Source organism: Achromobacter xylosoxidans (genome assembly GCF_001457475.1).
GTDB lineage: Bacteria > Pseudomonadota > Gammaproteobacteria > Burkholderiales > Burkholderiaceae_B > Achromobacter > Achromobacter xylosoxidans.
In genome coordinates, this window is record NZ_LN831029.1 from 3,020,757 (window position 1) to 3,040,732 (window position 19,976).

21 protein-coding genes are annotated in these 19,976 nt (G+C 69.2%); 7 read left to right on the plus strand and 14 right to left on the minus strand.

All coding sequences use genetic code 11. From position 1 onward, the window contains the following. Nucleotides 1-137: 137 nt before the first annotated feature. From AT699_RS13630 to AT699_RS13645, 4 genes are all read right to left on the minus strand, one after another. Nucleotides 138-587: a lysozyme inhibitor LprI family protein gene (locus AT699_RS13630; protein WP_024068773.1), complete on the minus strand. Its 450-nt coding sequence runs from the start codon at nt 585-587 to the stop codon at nt 138-140. A gap of 95 nt (nt 588-682) precedes the next feature. Then, a complete protein-coding gene (gene cuyB, locus AT699_RS13635) occupies nt 683-1,372 on the minus strand; it encodes a cysteate racemase (protein ID WP_233639140.1) in 690 nt (229 codons plus the stop codon). A 46-nt stretch (nt 1,373-1,418) separates the two neighbouring features. After that, a complete protein-coding gene (locus AT699_RS13640; protein ID WP_024068775.1) occupies nt 1,419-2,915 on the minus strand; it encodes an N-acyl-D-amino-acid deacylase family protein in 1,497 nt (498 codons plus the stop codon). Nucleotides 2,916-2,923: 8 nt separating this feature from the next. Then, nucleotides 2,924-3,904: a Bug family tripartite tricarboxylate transporter substrate binding protein gene (locus AT699_RS13645; protein ID WP_024068776.1), complete on the minus strand. Its 981-nt coding sequence runs from the start codon at nt 3,902-3,904 to the stop codon at nt 2,924-2,926. Between the two features lie 119 nt (nt 3,905-4,023). On the opposite strand from AT699_RS13645, the gene AT699_RS13650 reads away from it, so the two are divergent. Continuing rightward, nucleotides 4,024-4,977, plus strand: a complete 954-nt coding sequence (locus AT699_RS13650; RefSeq protein ID WP_054470164.1) for a LysR family transcriptional regulator — start codon at nt 4,024-4,026, stop codon at nt 4,975-4,977. Between the two features lie 90 nt (nt 4,978-5,067). Here the strand turns inward: AT699_RS13650 and AT699_RS13655 are convergent, their stop codons facing one another. Further along, on the minus strand, nt 5,068-5,682 hold the full coding sequence (locus AT699_RS13655; RefSeq protein WP_006386460.1) for a glutathione S-transferase family protein: 615 nt from the start codon (nt 5,680-5,682) through the stop codon (nt 5,068-5,070). A gap of 119 nt (nt 5,683-5,801) precedes the next feature. On the opposite strand from AT699_RS13655, the gene AT699_RS13660 reads away from it, so the two are divergent. Beyond that, entirely contained in the window at nt 5,802-6,974 is a 1,173-nt protein-coding gene (locus AT699_RS13660; RefSeq protein WP_024068778.1) for a PQQ-dependent sugar dehydrogenase, read from the plus strand. An 8-nt stretch (nt 6,975-6,982) separates the two neighbouring features. Further along, entirely contained in the window at nt 6,983-7,621 is a 639-nt protein-coding gene (locus AT699_RS13665; RefSeq protein ID WP_026383493.1) for a glutathione S-transferase family protein, read from the plus strand. Nucleotides 7,622-7,672: 51 nt separating this feature from the next. Here the strand turns inward: AT699_RS13665 and AT699_RS13670 are convergent, their stop codons facing one another. The 4 genes from AT699_RS13670 to AT699_RS13685 form a co-directional block, all read right to left on the minus strand. Next, nucleotides 7,673-8,581: a DMT family transporter gene (locus AT699_RS13670; RefSeq protein WP_024068779.1), complete on the minus strand. Its 909-nt coding sequence runs from the start codon at nt 8,579-8,581 to the stop codon at nt 7,673-7,675. Nucleotides 8,582-8,658: 77 nt separating this feature from the next. Then, nucleotides 8,659-9,036 carry a DUF423 domain-containing protein gene (locus tag AT699_RS13675; RefSeq protein WP_006386464.1) on the minus strand — a complete coding sequence of 126 codons (378 nt, stop codon included), beginning with the start codon at nt 9,034-9,036 and terminating at the stop codon, nt 8,659-8,661. A 119-nt stretch (nt 9,037-9,155) separates the two neighbouring features. Further along, complete coding sequence (locus AT699_RS13680) at nt 9,156-10,217, minus strand: alcohol dehydrogenase (protein WP_006386465.1); 1,062 nt, start codon at nt 10,215-10,217, stop codon at nt 9,156-9,158. Nucleotides 10,218-10,242: 25 nt separating this feature from the next. After that, a complete protein-coding gene (locus AT699_RS13685; RefSeq protein WP_006386466.1) occupies nt 10,243-11,478 on the minus strand; it encodes an ABC transporter substrate-binding protein in 1,236 nt (411 codons plus the stop codon). A 185-nt stretch (nt 11,479-11,663) separates the two neighbouring features. Here AT699_RS13685 and AT699_RS13690 point away from each other — a divergent pair, with 185 nt between their 5' ends. Further along, nucleotides 11,664-12,404, plus strand: a complete 741-nt coding sequence (locus AT699_RS13690; protein WP_054438478.1) for an IclR family transcriptional regulator — start codon at nt 11,664-11,666, stop codon at nt 12,402-12,404. A 4-nt stretch (nt 12,405-12,408) separates the two neighbouring features. Here the strand turns inward: AT699_RS13690 and rocF are convergent, their stop codons facing one another. Together rocF and AT699_RS31520 are read right to left on the minus strand one after the other, a co-directional pair. Further along, entirely contained in the window at nt 12,409-13,347 is a 939-nt protein-coding gene (gene rocF / locus AT699_RS13695) for an arginase (RefSeq protein ID WP_006386468.1), read from the minus strand. Nucleotides 13,348-13,349: 2 nt separating this feature from the next. Beyond that, on the minus strand, nt 13,350-13,502 hold the full coding sequence (locus tag AT699_RS31520; protein WP_155523066.1) for a hypothetical protein: 153 nt from the start codon (nt 13,500-13,502) through the stop codon (nt 13,350-13,352). Here AT699_RS31520 and AT699_RS13700 point away from each other — a divergent pair. Beyond that, a complete protein-coding gene (locus AT699_RS13700) occupies nt 13,501-14,322 on the plus strand; it encodes a MetQ/NlpA family ABC transporter substrate-binding protein (protein ID WP_006386469.1) in 822 nt (273 codons plus the stop codon). The two genes, AT699_RS31520 and AT699_RS13700, sit on opposite strands and share 2 nt — an antisense overlap. A gap of 133 nt (nt 14,323-14,455) precedes the next feature. Next, on the plus strand, nt 14,456-15,427 hold the full coding sequence (locus AT699_RS13705; protein ID WP_006386470.1) for a GGDEF domain-containing protein: 972 nt from the start codon (nt 14,456-14,458) through the stop codon (nt 15,425-15,427). Nucleotides 15,428-15,436: 9 nt separating this feature from the next. Here the strand turns inward: AT699_RS13705 and AT699_RS13710 are convergent, their stop codons facing one another. Beyond that, on the minus strand, nt 15,437-16,648 hold the full coding sequence (locus AT699_RS13710) for an MFS transporter (RefSeq protein WP_024068782.1): 1,212 nt from the start codon (nt 16,646-16,648) through the stop codon (nt 15,437-15,439). A 92-nt stretch (nt 16,649-16,740) separates the two neighbouring features. Here AT699_RS13710 and AT699_RS13715 point away from each other — a divergent pair, with 92 nt between their 5' ends. Beyond that, nucleotides 16,741-17,196: an Lrp/AsnC family transcriptional regulator gene (locus tag AT699_RS13715; protein ID WP_006386078.1), complete on the plus strand. Its 456-nt coding sequence runs from the start codon at nt 16,741-16,743 to the stop codon at nt 17,194-17,196. Nucleotides 17,197-17,253: 57 nt separating this feature from the next. Here AT699_RS13715 and AT699_RS13720 read toward each other — a convergent pair whose 3' ends face one another. Further along, the gene (locus tag AT699_RS13720) at nt 17,254-18,420 is read right to left on the minus strand and encodes a metallophosphoesterase (protein WP_024068783.1); all 1,167 of its coding nucleotides are present in this window, start codon (nt 18,418-18,420) and stop codon (nt 17,254-17,256) included. A 113-nt stretch (nt 18,421-18,533) separates the two neighbouring features. Further along, the gene (locus tag AT699_RS13725) at nt 18,534-19,742 is read right to left on the minus strand and encodes an alpha-hydroxy acid oxidase (RefSeq protein ID WP_024068784.1); all 1,209 of its coding nucleotides are present in this window, start codon (nt 19,740-19,742) and stop codon (nt 18,534-18,536) included. Between the last annotated feature and the right edge of the window lie 234 nt (nt 19,743-19,976).

A 19,976-nucleotide genomic window follows, 5' to 3' on the forward strand; every position in this document is an offset into this window, starting at 1 on the left:
ATATGCCGAACTGCATCAAACATGGAGCCCGGACGATATCGAATTCAACGGTTAGCAGCCTTCAATCTCCGGCACTGGGATCGGGGCGCCTGAGCTTTCAAATAGCAAAACTCGACCACCCCGGAGCGCGTCGCGTATTACTTGCCCGCGGGGCCCAGCGCTTCTGCCCAGTTCTTTTTCATGGCGGCGATGCGGTCCTCGTAGGCGGATTTCAGGCAGGCGGCGTCGGGGCAACGGTCGCGCACGGTGGTGCGCCATTGCGTCTGCTCGTTCGCCACGGGATCGCGCCGTTCACCGGTTTCACCGTCGCGGCCGGCGGTTTCGGCTTGGATCTTGTCGTAGAGATCCTTCACCTGATCATCCAGCCTGGACAGCGATGGGTCGGCGCAGATGAGATGTTCGACATGGGTTTTCGCGGCCTTGCAGTCGAAGCCGGCGGCGTGGGCGACTTTGACTGGCAGGAACGGGGCGCTGGCGAGGACGGCGCAGACCACGGTGTGCACAATCGCGGGTTTGCGTTGAGCGCTTTGCCGGCGCCGGCCTTTCATGGCGCTGGCCGGTATTGCCGCGAGAACGGGGTTGCGCACGTCCTTGACTCCTGAATGGTCCGGGGCCACCGACAGGGTGGCCCACGGATCGATTCTCCCGGTTGTCGCGCGGTTGTGCAACTCGCAGGCCTTGCCTACGCCGCGATGCGTTGCTCGGGCTGGTCGGCCAGGTAGTGGGCGATGGCGGCGCGGGCCAGGGCGTCGATGGAGTCGGTCAGGGTGATGCCGAGGCTGGGACGCAGGGCGTGGGGCACGGCCAGCGGCAGTTCGGTGCAGCCGAGGACGACGGCGTCGGCGCCGCGGGCCTTGAGGCGGGCGATGCAGTCGGCGGCGGGGGCGAAGGCGGCTTCGAGCTGGTTGCCCTTGACGGCGCGGATCGAGGCCATGCAATAGCGTTCGACTTCATCGTCGTCGGGAACGATGCATTCGTAGCCCTGGGCTTCGAGGTGGCGCTGGTAGAGGCCGAGCTTGAGCGTGGCGGCGGTGCCCATGAGGCCGATGCGGCCCTGCTGCAGGCCGAGGCGGCGCAGGTCGTCGATGACGGCCTGGATGATGTGCAGCACGGGGCGCTGGGTGGCGGCGGCGATGTCGTCGTACCAGAGGTGCGCGGTGTTGCAGGGGATGGCGATGAGCTGGGCGCCGGCGCGTTCCAGGAAGCGCACGCCTTCGACCATGTAGGGCAGGGGATTCTCGCCGCCGGCCATGTAGGCGCTGGAACGATCGGGGATGCGCGGGTCGTTGCGCAGCAGGGTGGGGATGTGTTGCTGGTCCGCGTCGGCGGGCGTGAGCGCCGCCAGGCGGAGCGCGAAGGCGGCGCCGGCCATGGGGCCCATGCCGCCCAGAACACCCAGGTAACAGCCCTGGGAATAGCTATTCACTTTGTTGACTCCAAGGTATTGCATCACCGGGTGCCAGTACCTGGCCCGGGCGTTCGGCGCCGGTCCGTTCCCCATCCCAGACCTGCCTGCCATTGACCCACACGGCGTGGATGCCCTGGCTGACCTGAATGGGAGCTGAAAAAGTGGCCGTGTCTGTGACGTTGGCGGGATCGAACAGCACCAGGTCAGCATGATACCCCTGCCGCAGCAGGCCGCGCTCGGTCAGGCCGTATTGGGCCGCCGCCAGGCCGGTCATCTTGTGGATGGCGGTTTCCAGCGACAGCAGCCGTTGTTCGCGCACCATGGTGCGCAGCACGTTGGTGAAGGTGCCCCACTGGCGCGGGTGCGGGTGCGGGTCGAACGGCAGGCCGTCCGAGCCGACCATGGTGAGCGGATGGCTGAAGATGCGGTTGACGTCGGCCGGATCCATCAGGAAGTAGATGGCGCCGGCGGGCGCCAGGCGGGCGATGGCGGCTTCGTCGTCCAGGCCCAGCTCGGCCATGACCTCGGCGAAGTCGCGGCCGGTGGCCTCGGGGTAGCCCTTGGACCAGGTGATCAGGGTGCGGCTGGCCAGGCGGGCGCGATCCAGCCGCAGCATGGTCGAGGTGGCCGGGTAGGGGTGGCAGTCGAGGCAGACGCGCTGCGTGGCGGCGGCGCGGCTGATCATGTCGAGCGTTTCGCGGCTGCGGCCGTGGTTGCGTTCGCCTGCCAGCTTGTGGTGCGAGAACACCACGCGGCAGTCCAGTTCGCGGCCGATCAGCAGGGCCTCTTCCATGGCCGGCACGATGTGGTCGGCCTCGTCGCGCAGGTGGGTGGCGTAGATCGCGCCGGCGCGGCCGCGCAGCGGCTGGCAGACGTCGATGATCTCGTCGGTGGGCGCGGCGCTGGCGGGCGGGTAGAAGGTGCCGGTGGAGACGCCGAAGGCGCCGGCCTGCAGCGCTTCGTCCAGCAGGGCGCGCATGGCCGCGCGTTCGGCGTCGGTGGCGGCGCGGCCGGTGTCGTCCATGACGGCCACGCGCAGCGTGGTGTGGCCGACCAGCGGGATCACGTTGACGGCGGCGGGCGTTTCGGCAAGGGCCCGCAGCCAGTCGCGGAAGGTGGCGAAACGGAACAGCTCGGGCGGGCCCAGCAGGTCGAGCGGCTGCGGGATCTGCCGGCGCGACAGCGGCGCCAGGCTGATGCCGCAGTTGCCGGTGACGACCGTGGTGATGCCTTGCGAAACCTTGGGCAGCATCTCGGGATGCGCCAGCAGGTAGCCGTCGTCGTGCGTGTGCGAGTCGATGAAGCCGGGCGCCAGCGCCAGGCCGCGGGCATCGATCACCGGCACGCCGGGCGCATGGGCGAAGTCGCCCAGCGCCACGATGCGCCCGCCGCGCACCGCCAGGTCGCCCTGGCGGGCGGGGCCGCCGCCGCCGTCGATGAGGGTGGCGCCGGCGATGATGAAGTCGGCTTGCGCGGGAGCGTCGTCCAGGGTGCTGCGGTCCGTCATGGCCAGGTTCAGTCCAGTTTCTCGATGCCGGCGGTTTCGATGATGTGCTTCCACTTGGCGGTTTCGCGATCGATCAGCTGCTTGAATTCGGCCGGGCTGCCGCTGGCGGGTTCGGCGCCAAGCGTTTCCAGGCCGGTGCGGACCTCGGGCGCCTGCAAGGCTTTCTGGATGGCGGCGTTGAGCTGCGCCACGACCTCGGGCGGGGTGCCCTTGGGCGCCACCACGCCGCCCCAGGCCACGGTCTCATAGCCCTTCAGGCCGGCTTCGTCCAGCGTCGGCACGTCGGGCATCAGCGCCAGGCGCTTCAAGCTGCTGACGCCGATGGCGCGCACCTTGCCGCTCTTGACCAGCGGGGTGGCTTCGGAAGTGTTGACGAACAGGTAGTCCAGGCGTCCGCCGAGCAGGTCCTGGATGGCGGCCGGGCCGCCGTTGTACGGGATGAACATGACATCGACCTTGGCCATGCCCTTGAACAGTTCGCCGCCCATGTGGCCGGTGGTGCCGACGCCGGAAGCCCCGTACGACAGGCGGCCGGGTTCCTTGCGAGCGCGGTCGATCAGGTCCTGCACGCTCTTGACGGGCGAATCGGCCGGCACGATCAGCGCGTTGTACAGGTCGAACATGTGGGCCACGGGCGTCAGGTCCTGGTCGACGTCGTAGGGCAGGCGCTTGAACAGCGAGCGGTTCACCGCCAGCGTGTTGATGTTGCCGTAGCCCACGGTGTAGCCGTCGGGCGCGGCGCGCTTGACCAGCGCGATGCCGATGTTGCCGGCGGCGCCGGGGCGGTTTTCCACCACCAGCGTGGCGCCGGTGTCCTTGGCCAGTTGCGTGGTGATCAGGCGCGACAGCACGTCGGGCGAACCGCCTGCCGCGGAGGGCACGATGAAGGTGATGGGCTTGTCGGGATAGGCGCCGGCGGCCTGTGCGCCGGCGCTGAAGGCGGCGGCCAGGGCCAGGGCGGCGAGACTGCGGAAAATGGTGCGTTGCATGCTGGATTCCCCTTGTTTTGTTGTGTGGAGGCGGGCAGATTAGCACCGGGGTTGCGGCACCGCGTCATCGAAAAATGTCGAAAACCTATAATCCGCCGTTATTGACCAAGGGGAACGAAATGGATGCGCACGACGATGCCGACGCGCTCGCGCCCAGCGCCGGCCGCGCGCTGAACCTGCGCCAGATCGAGGTGTTCCGCGCCATCATGATGGCCGGCTCGATCAGCGGCGCGGGCCGCATGCTGCACGTCTCGCAACCGGCGGTGAGCCGGGTGCTGGCGCTGACCGAAAGCCGCCTGGGTTACCGGCTGTTCGAACGCGTCAAGAGCCGCCTGTCGCCCACCGCCGAGGCGCGCCGGCTGTATGCCGAAGTCGAACAGGTCTACGGCGGGATCCAGCGCGTCAACGACCTGGCGGCCGCGTTGGGGCAGTCGGGCGCGGGCATGCTCAAGGTGGTGGCCAGCGCCAGCTACGGCCAGCGGCTGGTGCCGATGGCGCTGGGGCGTTTGCGCGACCGCAATGGCGCCGCGCGGGTCGACTACCGCAGCGTCACGTTCGACGAACTGGCGGCGTATTTCCTGTCGGGCCAGGCCGATATCGGCATCTCGATGCGGCCGCCCGACCATCCCAACCTGACCTCGGTCAGGCTGGCGACGGTGCCGGTGATCTGCGTCCTGCCCAAGGGGCATCCGCTGGCGGCGCACGAGGTGGTGCATCCGGAGGATTTCGCCTCGGCGGCCTGGATCGGCTACCCGCGCGACACCCCACTGGGACGCGCGCTGCAATCGTTCTTTGGCGGCGCGCCGGCCTGTCCGGCGGCGGTGGAAGTGCATTCGCCGGTGACAGCCTGTTCGTTCGTGCAGCAGGGGCTCGGTCCGGCGCTGGTGGATGCCTGGTGCGTGTCGCCCGACCAGACCGAAAGCATGGTGCTGCGGCCCATCGCGCCGGGCGCCAGCGTGGAGATCTGGGCCACGCATTCGAACCTGAGCGCGCCGCCGTTGCTGGCGCGGCGCTTCCTGGCGGCGGTCAGGAAGACGCTGGACAGCGCGGCCCCGGCGCTGGTCGGCGGCTGAAGGAAATCAGGCCGGCGCGCAAGAGAAAACGCCCCGGCGCGCAAGGGCGGCGGGGCGTTCGCGCCGGCCGGTCATGCCGGCCTGGCGGGCTTATTCCAGGCCTTCGGCCTTGAGCGCGGCCTTGACGCCGGCGTTGTCCTGCATGCGCTTGAAGAACGCGGCCAGGTGGTCCTGGCCCGACAGGTCGACCTGCTTGGCGTGGGCCCAGCGCAGCACCACGTACAGATAGGCGTCGGCGATCGACGGCGCCTCGCCGCCCAGGTAGGGCTGGTTGATCAGTTGGGCGTCGAGCAGCGCGAACAGGCGCGTCAGCAGCTTGGAGGCGGACGCCGCCAGTTCCTGCTGCGGCGCTTCCTCGCTGAGGAAACGGCCGGCGCCAAAGATCATCGAGAACGTCTTGTGGATGTCGGAATTGATGAAACCGAGCCAGCGGCGCACGTCGGCGCGCGAACGGGCCGAGCCGTCGCCCAGCAGGTTGGCTTGCGGCGCCTGTTCGGCCAGGTATTCGAGGATCGCGACGTTCTGGGTCAGCGTGAAACCGTCGTCGTCCAGCGCGGGCACGGCGCCGAGCGGATTGACCTTGAGGAACTCGGGGCCCTTGAGTTCGTCACGGCTGAGCTTGCGGGTTTCGTACGGCTTGCCGATCCATTCCAGCACGATGTGGGAAGCGAGCGAGCACGCGCCGGGCATGTAGTACAGTTTCATGTAAGGGAGTCTCCTGAAAGGAAAGGACGGGGAGGCCGCCCGTCACAGGCTCCTATGGTACGCCACCCGCAAGGCGCCGCCGAGCACCGCCGCGCCTCACCCAGCCGCCGGAGATGTCCATGCCGTCACGCCCGCCCGCGATCCGTCGCGTCTCGTCCCTGATCGCTTTCGCCGGCGCCGCGCTATGGACGGCCGCGGCCTGGGCCACGCCACAGAAAAGCCCCGGCCAGCCGCCCGCCGCGCGCGCGCAGGTGACGGTGGTCGTGGGCGGCCTGGACCACCCGTGGTCGATGGCATTCCTGCCCGGGGGCGGCGTGCTGATCACGGAAAGGCCTGGCCACCTGCGCCTGCTGCGCACGCCCGGCGGCTTGTCCAAGCCGCTGGCGGGCGTGCCGAAGGTGGCGGCGCAGGGGCAGGGCGGTTTGCTGGACGTGGCGCTGTCGCCGGACTTCGCGCGGGATCGCTACGTCTACCTTTCGTATGCCGAATCGGACGGCTCGCGCAGCGGCACCGCCGTGGGCCGCGGCCGCCTGTCGGCCGACGCCGGCGCGCTGGAGGATTTCCAGGTGCTGTTCCGCCAGGCGCCCAAGTTGTCGCAAGGGCAGCACTTCGGGTCGCGCCTGGTGTTCGACGGCAAGGGCCACCTCTTCATTTCGCTCGGCGAGAACAACCAGCGGCCCACCGCGCAGGATCTGGACAAGCTCCAGGGCAAAGTGGTGCGCCTCGCGCCCGATGGTTCGGTGCCGCCCGACAATCCCTTCTTCGGCAAGGCCGGCGCGCGTCCCGAGATCTGGTCGTACGGCCATCGCAATCCGCAGGGCATGGCGCTCAATCCGTGGACAGGCGCGTTGTGGGAGCACGAGCATGGTCCGCGCGGCGGCGACGAAATCAACCTGGTGCAGGCCGGCAGGAACTATGGCTGGCCGCTGGCGACCTATGGCATCAATTATTCGGGCCAGCCGATACCGGAAGCCAAGGGCGAGACGCTGGCCGGCATGGAGCCGCCGCTGTACTGGTGGGCCAGGTCGCCGGCCATCAGCGGCATGGCGTTCTACGACGCCGACCGTTTCCCGGCGTGGCGCCGTTCCCTGTTCATCGGCGCGCTGGCCGACCAGGACCTGATCCGGCTGACGCTGGATGGCGACAGGGTGGTGGCCGAGGAGCGCCTGCTGGGTGAACGCAAGGCGCGCATCCGCGACGTGCGGCAAGGCCCGGATGGCTATGTCTATGTGTTGACCGACGCGTCGCCCGGCGAACTGCTGCGGCTCGCGCCGGCGCAAACCGGAGGATGACCACGATGATGAAAACCTACGAATTGATCGGCTCGCAGGGCTGCGGTTCGGCCATCGTCGAGATGGCGCTGGCGCTGGCCAACGTGCCGCACACGCTGACCGACGTGCCGTACCTGAAGCCCGGGCCCGAGCGCGAGCGGCTGTTGCGCCTGAACCCGCTGGGGCAGGTGCCGACGCTGATCACGCCGGACGGCGAGGTGATGACCGAAAGCGCGGCCATGGTGCTGCATCTGCATGACGTGGCGCCCCAGGCGGGCCTGGCGCCGGAAGCCTCGCGGCCCGAGCGCGCGCGCTTCCTGAACCTGCTGGTGCGGCTGGTGGCGGCGGTCTATCCGACCTTCACCTATGGCGACGACCCGCCGCAATGGACCACGCCGGGCGCGCCGGCCGAGCTGCTGCGTGAACGCATACACGGCCGCCGCGCCGAAGTGTGGCTGGAACTGGAGCGCCAGGCCGGCACCCCGCACATGCTGGGCCGCCGCTTTTCGGCGCTGGACCTGTACGTGACGGTGATGACGCATTGGCGGCCCGGCCCGGCCTGGTTCGAGGCCAACTGTCCGGCCTTGACGGCGGTGGCGCGCCAGGCGGCGCAGGAACCGAACGTGGCGCGCGTGCTCAAGCGCAATTTCCCGCCGCCGACCGAGTAGCTCGCACGCCTGGCCACGGCGATGCCGCCGCGGCCAATGCGTCCCGGACGCCTACGCCTTGGCGCGTCGCTTGTGCGAACCGCGCGCCTCGCGCAGCGCGATGTAGACGCCGCTGCCGGCGATGAACAGGGCGCCCAGGTAGGCGTAGGCGTCGGGCGCCTCGCGCCAGAAGATCCAGCCCAGCAGCGTGGCCCAGATCAGGCCGGTGTAGTCGAACGGCGCCACCACCGAGGCCGGCGCGATGCGAAAACCCTGCGTGATCAGCGCCAGGCCCAGCGTGCTGAACAGCGCCACCGCGGCGAAATAGGGCAGGTCCGCCACGGCCGGCGTATGCCAGACCCAGGGCAGCGCCACGGCGCTGCACACCAGCTGGCCGGCGACGATGTAGAAGGTGGTGGTCAGCATCCCTTCGCCGCGGCTGATGCCGCGCGCGGTGATCATCATGACGGCATACAGGAACGCGGTGGTCAGCGGCAGCAGCGTGGCCGCCTGGAAGGCATCGGTGCCCGGCCGCACGATGATCAGCACGCCCGCGAAGCCGGCCAACACCGCCAGCCAGCGCCGGCCATCGACCCGTTCCTTCAGGATCAGCACCGACAGCGCCGTCACGAACAGCGGCGCGGCAAAGGCGATGGCGGTGGCTTCGGCCAGCGGCAGCGCGCGCAGCCCCAGGTAGAAGCAACAGGCCGACACGACGTTGATGGCGCCGCGCGTCAGGTGCAGTGCGGGATGGTCTGTGCGCAGCACCCGGCGCCCGCCCAGCCAGATGGCCAGCGCGGTCACGAACGGCAGCGCGATCAGCGCGCGCAGGAACAGGATCTGCAGCGGGTTGTAGGTGGTGCCCAGCCATTTGGCGTTGGCATCGCTGAGCGTCAGGAAGAAAATGCCGCCGGCGACACAGGCGATGCCTGCGAAGGCGGAGTGGTCACGCGCGGCGGGAAAAACGGTAGGGGACGACATCGGGGTTCAGCGGAAAAGGCGGCCGAGGCCGCCAGAAGGGGTAATGCGGGGTTGCCGGGCGCCGGCCCGGCGTGGATTCAGCCCTGGGCGCGGTAGGCGGCCAGCGCCACCATGGCCCAGGCGGCCAGGAACGCGGCGCCGCCCACGGGCGTGATGGCGCCCAGCCAATGGGTGCCGGTCAGGGTCAGGACGTACAGGCTACCTGAAAACAGCACGATGCCGATGAACATCACCAGGCCGGCGGCCGACAGCAACGGCGAACCGTAGCGCGCGCCCAGCAGCGCGATGATGAACAGGCCCAGGCCATGCACCAGATGGTACATGACGCCGGTCTGCCAGACCGACAGCAGCTCGGGCGTCACCAGGCGCTTGAGGCCGTGCGCGCCGAAGGCACCGGCGCCGACGGCGATCAGCAGATTGATGGCCGCGAGGATGGTGAGCTGGCGGTCGGTCATGCGAGGTCCTTTGCTGGAAGATGGGCGGGTGTGCAGATGACATGATAGGCCCATTCGCCGCGACCGTCCGGGCGGGCCCTGGCGAGGGGCGCCGCCTTCAATCCAACTTCAAGCCAACTTCAATCCACCGTCAATACCGCGCGGCCCAGCACCTTGCCGGCGCGCAGCGACGCCAGCACGCTGTCGGCCTCGTCCAGCGGATAGCGGTGCACCGGCATCGGCGGCACCTTGCCGGCGCGCACCAGGTCCATCAGCTCGCGCAGTTCGGCCAGGTTGCCGACGTAGCTGCCGATGATGGACATGGCCTTCATGGGAATCAGCGCGATCGGCCAGGACGAGGCGCCGCCAAAGAGGCCGACGATGATGAGCTTGCCGCCCTTGGTCAGGAAGTCGAAGGCGAGGGCGGTGGTGGACGGCGCGCCGACCAGGTCGATGGCGGCCTGCAGCGGCTTGCCGCCCGCCGCCTTGATGATCTGCTGCGCGGCGTCCGGCGCGGCGCCGTCGATGGCGGCCAGCGCGCCGGCCTCCAGCGCGGCCTGGCGCTTGGCCGGGTCGATATCGACCACGATGCCGCCCTTGCCGCCGAGCGCCTTGATCAGCGTCAGGCTCATCAGGCCCAGGCCGCCGGCGCCGAAGATGACCACCGGATGCTCGCGGTAGACGGCCTCGCCGATCTTCCGGAGCGCCGAATAGGTGGTCAAGCCGGAGCAGGCGTAGGGCGCGATGCGGGCCGGGTCCAGGTCGCCGATGTCGATCAGGTAGCGCGGGTGCGGCACCAGGATGTGGTCGGCATAGCCGCCGGCGCGATGCACGCCCAGGCAGGCCGGCGCGGTGCAGTGGTTCTCCTGGCCCGACAGGCAGGTCGGGCAGGCGCCGCAGCCGATCCATGGATAGACCAGGTAGTTGCGGCCGGATTCCACGCCCCGCGCGTCGGGACCGGCCGCCACCACGCTGCCCACGGTCTCGTGGCCCATCGTCAGCGGCAGCGATACGCCGCGGTCCTTGAGCGACAGCGTGCGGCCCTGGCCGAGGTCGTAGCCGCCTTCCCACAAGTGGATATCGCTGTGGCAGACGCCCGCGGCGCGCACCTTCAGCAGCACCTGCGATCCTTGCGGCGCGGGCGTGGCCTGGTCCATCTGCTGCAGCGGTTCGCGGAAGTTGACGACGCAATAGCACTTCATGGGATGTCTCCTCGGGGAATTGGCTTTATTTCTTGATCAAGGGGCACTCGCTGTCGGCCAGCGAGACGAATACCTTCTCGCCGGGCACCGTGGACAGGATGCGGTAGAAGTCGCCGGGGTACTTGGATTCCGCGGGTTTTTTCACTTCCACCAGATACAGGTCCATGATGACTCGCCCGTCTTCGGGGCGTATGCGGGCATTCTTGATCAGTTTGGTGGTGATGGGCAACTCGCGCATCTTCCGGTTGACAACGGCGCCTTCGAAGCTGCCCGCGGCCTGCGCGGCCTGCAGGTAATGCGTGGTGGCGACGTAGCTCAGGGCCTGCACGATCGAAGGCGGACGCGTCACGCCCATCTTCTGCTGCCAGCGGCGGGTCCAGGCGCGCGTGTCGTCGTCGGCGTCCCAGTAGAAGCCGGTGGGAAAGGTCAGGCCCTGCGCCACCGGCAGGCCCATGGCCTGCACGTCGTTGATGAAGGTCAGGAAGGTCAGCAAACGCTGCTTGCCTCCCGTCAGGCCGAACTCCTGGGCCTGCTTGATCAGATTGACCAGATCGCCGCCGGCGCTGGCCAGGCCGACCACGTCGGCCTTGGAGGCCTGCGCCTGCACCAGGAACGAGGCGAAATCCATGGCGCCCAGCGGGTGCCGCGTGCTGCCCAGCACCTTGCCGCCGGCCCCTTGCACGAAGCGGCTGGCGTTGGCCTCCAGCGACTTGCCGAAGACGTAATCGGTGGTGATGAAATACCAGGACTTGCCGCCGCTTTCGACCACGCTCTTGACCACCGCATTGGCCAGCGCGTAGGTGTCGGGCGCCCACTGGGTGCTGAGCGGGCTGCATTGCTTGCCGCTGAAATCGCCGGCGAAGCCGCCGCTGATGAGCGCGGTGCCGCCTTTCTCGCGCGCCACGCCCTGGGCCGCCAGGCCGGCGGAGCTGGCGCCGCCATCGACCACCGCCACCAGCCCCTGGGTATCGAACCAGCGCCGCACCAGGGCCGAGGCCACGTCGGCCTTGTTCTGGTTGTCGGCGCCGACCACCTCGACCGTCTTGCCGGCGACCTTGCCGCCGAAGTCCTCCACGGCCATGCGCACGGCCACTTCGGAGCCCAGCCCGCCCAGGTCCGAATAGATGCCGGAGCGGTCGTTGGAAACGCCCAGGCGCACGACGTCGGCGCCGGCGGCGGCTTGGGCCTGGACGGCCGGAACATGCATGGCACAGGCGGCCAGCGTGGCGGCCACGGCCGCGCACAAGGGATTGATACGCATCGGTTTGTCTCCACGGCCCGTCGGGCGAGCCGAATATCGGTTTTCTTGGGTGACGCGAATGCTGGGCCGGGGCGCCGGTTCTCCATCCGGCTGAAAATTTATTCTTATTGGTGAATAAAAATTCTTGTGCAAGAATTTATGTTCCCATATATGAAAAGTCAACACATCATCGCGGGGCCATCGCCATGGAAGTCAAACTGGTCGTCCGGACGCTGGAACTGATCGAGCTGTATGCGCAGGCGCGCCGCCCGCTGTCGCTGACCGAACTGGCGCAAGGGCTGGGCGCGCCGATGTCCAGCTGCCTGGCCCTGGTGCGCACGCTGGTGGGACGCGGCTATCTTTACGAGGTGCGGCGGCGCGGCGGTTACTACCCGACGCCGCGGCTACAGGCGCTGTGCGGCCTGATCCAGGCGGGCGACCCCTGGCTGGAGCGGGTGCGGCCGCAATTGGCGGCGCTGCGCGACCGGACCGACGAGACGGTGATGCTGGGCAAGATCCAGGACGGCGGGGTGCTGTTCCTGGAGGTGGCCGAATCGGCGCAGCCGGTGCATTACGCCACCCGCCCCGGCGAACGGCGGCCGCTGCACACGAGCGCGGTGGCCAAGGCGATCCTGGCGCGCCTGGCGCCGGGCGAGCGAGAGGCGGTGCTGGCGGCGGCGGATTTCCGCCGCTACACGGATCACACCCGCACCACGCGGGCCGCGCTGCTGGCGGACGTGGCCCGGGCCGAGGCCCAGGGCTGGGCCGAGAATGCCGGCGAAAGCGTGGCGGACCTGACCGGCCTGGCGGTGGCGCTGGAGCGGGCCGGGGAATGGTACGCGCTGTGCCTGGCGGGGCCCACGCCGCGGGTACGGGCGCGCCGCGAGGCCCACGTGCAAAGCCTGGCGGCGGCGGCCGAGGCGGTGCGCCGCGACGGCGAGACCTGAAGCGTCAGGCGCCGCGGCGCACCAGCGTCGACTTGCCGAACAGGCTTTCGATCAGGTCCACCGCCAGGTCGGCGGTCTTGTTGCGCACGTCGAAGGCGGGGTTCAGTTCGACCACATCCAGCGAGCGCATCAGCCCGGTGTCGGCGATCATTTCCATGCACAGTTGCGCTTCGCGGTAGGTTGGTCCGCCCATCACGGTGGTGCCGACGCCGGGCGCGATCTCGGGGTCGAGGAAGTCGACGTCGAAGCTCACGTGCAGATGGGTGTCTTCATCCAGCCCGGCCAACGCCGCTTCCATCGTTGCGCGCATGCCCATTTCGTCCAGGTAGCGCATGTCGAACACCTCCAGGCCGGCCTGGTGCACCAGGCGTTTTTCGCCCTCGTCGACGCTGCGGATGCCGATCTGGCGCACCCACGACGGATCGATGTCGGGCGTCTGGCCCGACATGCCGGTGATCTGGGCCGGGCCATGGCCGCACAGGCAGGCCACCGGCATGCCGTGGATGTTGCCGGTCGGCGTCAGGGCGTTGGTGTTGAAGTCGGTGTGCGCGTCCAGCCACAGCACGCGCAATTTCTTGCCCACGGCGCGGCAATGGCGCGCCACCGCGCTGATCGAGCCGATGCCCAGGCAATGGTCGCCGCCCAGCAGAATGGGCAACGCGCCCTGCGTCAGGGCCTGGTACATGGCATCGTGCACGGCCTGGTTCCAGGCGGTCACTTCGTCCAGGTGACGATAGCCGTCGACGGGCGGTTGCCACGGATTGGCCGGGCCGTAGAGATTGCCGCGATCGGTGACCTGGAAGCCCTGCGCCTCGATGACGGGGCCGATGCCGGCCACGCGCAGCGCTTCGGGGCCCATCGAGGCGCCGCGCGCGCCCGCGCCGATGTCGGTCGGGGCACCGATCAGGGTGACTTGGGTGGGCAGGGTGGCGGTGTTTTGCAAGATCAGGCTCCGTCATGCGGGGTTTCAATGCTGGCATCGAGTGTAGCGCCGTGGCGCGACGCCATCGCCATTGCGCGACCAAGGCCTTTGGCCGCGCGGCGGCGGCGCTGCGGCACAATACCCGGGTCGAGCGATTTCTTTCCGGACGATTCCATGTCATTGCACTCCCTGTTCCTCATTCTGGCGCGTGGCGCCGCCGCGGCCGCCCTGGGGCTGGCCTGCGCCGCCCCGGCGCTGGCCGCCGACAAGCCGCTGCGCATCGGCCTGATTCCGTCCGTGGCCAACGGCGCCACCGAACTGGCGGTCGCCGAGGCGCGCAAGGCGGGGCTGGAAGTCGAACTGGTGGAGTTCAGCGACTGGGTGCTGCCCAATATCGCCGTGGCCGACGGTTCGATCGACGCCAACTTCTTCCAGCATGAACCGTTCCTGCAACTGTTCAACGCGCGGCGCGGCGCCGGCCTCGTTCCCATCGCCTATGGCTATTCCACCACCATCGGCCTGTTTTCGAAGAAGCTCAAGAAGGGGCAGCCCCTGCCGGACGGCGCCACGGTCGCGGTCCCCAACGATCCGGTCAACACCGGCCGCGCCTTGTTGTTGCTGGAGTCGATCGGGCTGATCAAGCTCAAGCCGGGCGTGGCGCATCGGGCCACGATCGAAGACGTGACCGACAACCCCAAGCGCCTGAAATTCGTGCAGATCGAAGGTTCGCAATCGGCGCGCGTCTTCGACGACGTGACCGCGTCGGTTACCTACACCACCTTCGCCAAGCAGGCCGGGCTGGACGAGAAGGATGGCCTGGCCTTCGACAACACCGATCCGGCCAATGTGCGCCGCTACGCGATCCGCTGGGTCGTCCGGCCCGATCACGCGCAGGACCCGCGGCTGCTGAAATTCATTGCCATCTACCAGAACTCGGAGGCGGTCAAGGCCAGGCTGCGCAGCCTGTATGGCGACCTGATCGCCTTTCCCTGGTAGACGCCGCCGGGCATGACGGCGAATTGACGTTTCTTGGCAGTCACGGCGGCGGCCAGCACGTATACTGGCCGCGCCTTCTCACGCCCCAGGCGAATGCCGCCGGGCCGCGACGATTCTTCCTGCCAGCGAACCCATGCGACTCGTTTCCTCGAATGACGCCCTGACTGTGCCGCAGCCGCGCGTCGCCGAGACCGACAGCGGCAACGCCGGGGACCCGCGCGACCAGGAACTGGCGCGCCTGCGCCAGGTGGTGGCGCAATACGAGGCCCTGTTCCACGAGGCCCCGGTGTTGATCAACGCCTTCGACGAACATGGCAAATGCAGCTTGTGGAACGAGGCCTGCGAACGCCGCTTCGGTTGGACCCGTGAGGAAATCAACCGCCACGCCGAGCCGCTGGCGCTGTTCTATCCCGACCCGGACATCCGCGCGCGCGTGCTCGACAGCGTCGGATTCGCGGCGCATCGTTCGTTCCGTGAATGGCACCCGCTGGCGCGCGACGGCGAGCGCCTGTCGGTGCTGTGGTCCAATGTGCGACTGCCGGACGGCAGCGTGATCAACATCGGCATGGACATGACCGAGAGCCGTCGCAACGAGGCCGCCCTGGCACGCCTGGCCAAGGTCGATGGCCTGACCGGTTGCTGGAGCCGCGCGGAAATCCTGCAGCGCATGAAAGCGATGCTGGAGGCCGCCAAGCGCGGCGCCCGCCATACGGCGCTGATGCTGGACCTGGATTATTTCAAGCAGGTCAATGATCGCTATGGCCATCTGGGCGGCGACGCGGCCCTGCGCCATTTCTGCGACCAGTTGCGGGCCTGCCTGCGCGAAGGCGATTCGGTGGGCCGCCTGGGCGGCGAGGAATTCGTGGTGTTGCTGGCCGACGCCGACAAGGACGTGGCGCTGGCGGTCTGCGATCGATTGCGCCTCAGCCTGCGCCAGCATCCCGCCAATATCGATGGCCAGGCGCTGGTGCTGTCGGCCAGCGGCGGCGTGACCGGTTTCCTGGAAACCGACGCCAGCATGTCGGATGTGTTGCGGCGCGCCGATCTGGCGCTCTACCAGGCCAAGCGCGCCGGACGTGATTGCGCGGTGGTGCTGCCCTCCTGAGGCCGGGCGTCAGGCGGTGACGCGGCCTTCACGCGTGCGGCGGCCGTTCAGGCGCCAGTGCAGGCCGATCGCGGCCAGGGCCAAGGCGGCCGCGGCGACCAGCCCCAGGCTTTCGAAACCCGCGTGGGTATAGAGCGTGCCGGCCACGGCCGTGCCGACGCTGGCGCCCAGATAAGTCGTGCAGGTATTGAGACCCAGCACCGCGCCGCGTTCCTCCGGGCGGGCGCGCGACAACAGCAGCACCAGCAGGTTCAGGCTCAGTTGCGAAGCGGCGCCCCACAGCACGGCCAGGGCCAATACCGCGGCCAGCGCATGCGCCGCGGGCAACAACGCCAGATAGACCGCGCTGAGGGCGGCCAGCGCCAATGGCAATGCGCGGCGCGGGCCAAGCCGTTCGATCAGGGGCGCGCCGGCCAGGCCGGCCAGCAGGAAGCCGGCGCCATAGGCGAACGCAATGAAGCCGACCTGGCCCGCGGACAAGGCCAACAGGGTCCGCACGTGGTCGGCCAGGAAGGCATAGACGCCATAGAATGCGGACGAGAATGCCAGGCAGCCCAGCAGCAGCACTGGCACGTCGCGGCAGGACAGCGGCGCCAGCAGGCGCGACAGGCGCGGCGGCGCGGCATGGGCGCCGCGGCGTTCGGGCAGCTTGCGCAGGCCGGCCAGGGCCACCGCCGCGCAAAGGGCCAGCACGCCGTAGGTGGCGCGCCAGCCGATGGCGTCGGAGATCAGCGCCGACAGCGGCACGCCGGCCACCAGCGACACCGACCAGCCCGAGATCACGCGGCCCAACGCCCGCGTTTCCTGTCCGGCGGCGGCCACCAGCGACGCCGAACCATAGGCGGCGGGCAGGATCACGCCGGCGGCGGCGCCGGCCACTGCCTGGGCCAGGGTCAGGACGATCCAGTGCGGCGCGCCGGCCGACAGCAGCAGGGCGCCGATCAGCACGGCCATCGCGATCAGCAGCGAGCGGCGGATGCCCCAGCGGTCGATCCGGGCCGCCAGTAGAAAGGCGCTGGCGGCGGTGGCCGCGCCATAGGCCGAAATCGCCGTGCTGACGGTGAGCGGCGTGCTGGCGAACGAGCGCGCCACATCGGCAAGGATCGGACTGAGGGCCAGGCCATTGGAGCCGACTACGCTGACGGCGAACATCAAGGCGGGAATGGCGGGGGGAAGCGGCTGGCGGCGCGCGGGCTCGCGAGCGGTGTTGCGGTTCTGCATTGCGAGGATTTTATTGGAATAAAATAAGGGTTAATACCGATATTCCCTTATCCCGTAAAAGTTCGAATGCCGTTAGGCAGAACCAGATTCCAATGCCAGATCTCGACGACCGCGACCGAAAACTATTAACGCTGCTGGCGGATGACGCCTCGCCGAGCTACGCCGAATTGGGCAAATTGCTGAACCTGTCGGCGCCCGCCGTACACGAACGGGTCAAGCGCCTCAAGCGTGACGGCCTGATCAAGGGCATCGCCGCCAAGCTGGATGGCGCGCGCATCGGCCGTCCGCTGTTGGCATTCATCCACGTCGACACCAACAACTGGAGCATCACCCAGCAGGTGCTGGGCCTGGCGGAGCTGACCGAAGTCGAGGAGATCCACACCATTACCGGCAAGAGCGCCATGCTGCTCAAGGTGAGGGTGCGCGACACCCAGGCGCTCGAGGCACTGCTGGCGCGCATCCACCAGATCGAGGGCATCACCAACACCACCAGCGATATCGCGCTCACCAGCTACCTGGAGCGCGGACCGTTGCCGGAGGATGCCTGAGGCGCGGCCCGCCTGGCGTCGGCGCCGGCCGGGCGCGGGAGCGCCGCAGACGTGCCGTCAAGGCGTGGCCGGCCGCAGCCGCAGGCGGGTGATCTCGGAAGGCGCGCCCAGGCGCTTGGGCGGGCCCCAGTAGCCGGTGCCGCGGCTGATGTAGATCCACATCCCGCCGAGCCGGTGCAGGCCGGCCGTGTAGGGCTGCTGGAACCGCACGAAAAAGCCCCACGGAAAGAACTGGCCGCCGTGCGTGTGGCCCGACAGCTGCAAGGTGTAGCCCAGCGGCGCGGCGGCGGCCGCGCTGCGCGGCTGGTGCGCCAGCAGGATCCTGGCCTGGGCGTCGGGCGGCGCGCCGGCCAGGGCGGCGGCCGGATTGCTGCGCTGCTGCGGGTCGAATGCGCCCGCGTTGTAGTCGGTGACCCCGGCCACCACCACCGGCAGGCCGGCCGGGTGGATCACGGCATGCTCGTTCATCAGCACCCGCAGGCCCAGGCGGCGGAACTCCGCCACCCAGGGCGCGGCGCCTGAATAATATTCATGGTTGCCGGTCACCAGGTAGGCGCCGAAGGGCGCGCGCAACTGGCCCAGCGGGCTGGCCTGGGCCGCCAGTTGCTCGACACTGCCATCCACCACGTCGCCGGTGATCGCGATCATGTCCGGCGCCAGTTCGTTGACGGCGTCGACGATGGCCTGCACATAGCGTCGCTTGATGGTCGGGCCGACGTGGATATCGCTGATCTGGGCAATGGTGAATCCGTCCAGGTCGGCCGGCAGGCCGCGGACGGGCACATCCACCGTCACCACGCGCGCCCGCCGGCGGGCGTTGTAGAAGCCCAGCAGCGTGGCGGCCAGCGCCAGCGCCGCCACCGCCAGCGCGCTGGCGCGCCGCAGCGCGGGCCAGGGCAGGTCCGCGCTGATGGCCAGGCCGGCCAGCCATGTCACCAGCAATGCGGCGTCGCGCAGCACCGTCAGCACGAACAGCGACGAAAACAGGCCCATGGCGATCAGGCCCACCCAGGCGATGCGGTCGCCCCAGGGCGGATGCACCGAGGAACGGCCCAGCATCCCCAACGGAATCAGCACGCACGACAGGATCAGCAGCAGGATGGCGGCGGCGGCGCCGGGGCCGTCGAAACCGGCATCGGGGATGAGGCGGGCGCCCACATAGACGTGGGCCAGCGCGCCCAGGGTCAGGAAGCGCAGGAAAAACGAGGATTGGCGTAGGGACACGGGCGGCGGGGCGAGGGCGGGCGCGCAGGCCCGCCCGGCGATAGCGGGGGAACCGCCATTCTATGCCGTGCGCCCGCGGGCCGGCGCGCCGCGGCCGCGCCCGGCCTCCCGGTTCATGCCGGCGCCAGCAGGCCGGCGTTCATCTCTTCCAGGTGATTGATGCCGAGCATGGCCATGTTGCGGTCCACTTCGGCGCGCAGCAGGCCGATGGCGTGGGCCACGCCGGCCTGGCCGCCGACCGCGGCGGCATAGTTGAAGGGGCGGCCGACGAACACGAAGCGCGCGCCCAGGGCCAGCGCCTTGAGCACGTCGCCGCCGCGGCGCACGCCGCTGTCCATCATCACCGGCATGGCGCCTGCCTCGGCCACCACGCCGGGCAGGGCGCGCAGCGGCGAGATCGCGCCGTCGAGCTGGCGGCCGCCGTGGTTCGAGACGATGATGCCGTCCGCGCCGTGTTCGCGCGCCAGCCGCGCGTCCTGGGGATGCAGGATGCCCTTGATGATGAGGGTGCCTGGCCATTGGCGGCGGATGCGCGCCACGTGTTCCCAGCTGAGATGGTCGCGCGCGCTGAAGTCGCGCAGCACCGACGCCGATACGATGGGCGCGCCGCGAGTGGCGAACGAATTCTCGAAATGCGGCATGCCGTGAGCCAGCAGCGTGCGCAGGAAGGTGCCGGCCAGCCAGCGCGGCCGGGTCAGGCCGTCCCAGGCCAGCCGCAGGCTGGGCTTGAGGGGCGTCGAGAATCCGGTGCGCACGTTGTTCTCGCGGTTGGCGGAGACGGGGATGTCCACCGTCAGCACCAGCGTTTCATAGCCGGCGCGGGCCGCGCGCGCCACCAGCGCGTCGATGCGCGCGGGATCGCCGGGCAGGTAGGCCTGGAACCAGGTGCCGGGCGCCTGCTCGATGACTTCTTCCAGGGGGATCAGCGCGGTGCCGCTGAGAATGGCGGGAATGCCCTGTTCGCGGGCGGCGCGCGCCAGCACGATATCGCCGCGATAGGCCGACAGTGCGCTGATGCCCATGGGCGCGATGCCGAATGGCGATTCGTAGCGCTGGCCGAACAGTTCCGTGTGCTGGCTGCGGCCCGACACGTCGACCAGCACCCGCGGCTGGAACGCGTAGCGGCCGAAGGCGTCGCGATTGGCTTGCAGCGACTGGTTGTCCTCGGCGGCGCCGGCGACGTAGCCGAATATCGGGCGTGGCAGGCGCCGGCGCGCGGCGGCCTCGAAATCGTCCAGGGACAGCATGCGCGCCAGGGCGCGGGCGGGACGGGGCGTGGCGCGGGTCGCGGACGCGGGGGCGGGCAGGACGCTCGTAGTCATTGGAGGAGGCGAAAAACCTCCAATCTACCCAGCCCGCCTGATCGTATAAAGCGAATAAAACCGCTATTGCCTGTTCACTTTTTCCGGACAACACGGCGCCGCTGTGCGAACTGCCGCGTTCATCGGTTTGCGCGTTCGCGCGAACCGCCGCGCTCATCGGTTTGCGCAGTCGCGCGAACCGACGCGCTCATCGGTTTGCGCAGTCGCGCGAACCGACGCGCTCATCGGTTTGCG